Source organism: Megasphaera intestinihominis, assembly GCF_040096415.1.
Taxonomy (GTDB): Bacteria; Bacillota; Negativicutes; order Veillonellales; family Megasphaeraceae; genus Megasphaera; species Megasphaera intestinihominis.
On record NZ_JBBMEU010000164.1, the window covers coordinates 1 to 551 of the forward strand.

Here is a 551-nt window from a genome sequence, read left to right on the forward strand (position 1 = left end):
TCGACGTCTTCATAGGACTTCGGCGTGAAGTTGCTTTCCGTAAAGGTTGCGACGCGGGCCATGGTTTCTACCGCTTCTACCGGATAGAGGCCGCCAGCCGTTTCGCCGCTGAGCATGATGGCATCGGTACCGTCGAGGATGGCATTGGCGACGTCGCTCGTTTCGGCACGGGTCGGACGCGGGTTGTTGCACATAGATTCCAGCATCTGCGTAGCCGTAATGACCGGTTTGCCTGCGGCCTGGCATTTATGGATGAGGACTTTCTGGAGCATCGGCACTTCTTCTGCCGGGACTTCGACGCCGAGGTCACCGCGGGCGACCATGATGCCGTCGCTCATCTTGATGATGTCGTCGATATTGTTGACCGCAGCCTGACATTCGATTTTGGAGATGATCTTCATATGGCTGTCGTGTTTTTCCAAAATCTTGCGGATCGTCAGGACGTCTTTGCCGCGCTGGATGAAGGAAGCGGCGATCCAGTCCATGTTCATGCGGCAGCCGAATTCGATATCGTCGGCGTCTGTATCGGAAACAGCCGGCAGGTTGATGGC

At 56.4% G+C, this 551-nt stretch carries 1 protein-coding gene; it reads right to left on the reverse strand.

Annotation, left to right across the window (positions count from 1 at the left end; all coding sequences use genetic code 11):
* Positions 1-551: pyruvate kinase (locus tag WMO23_RS11590; RefSeq protein ID WP_349174164.1), on the reverse strand; the 551-nt coding region annotated here is incomplete at both ends.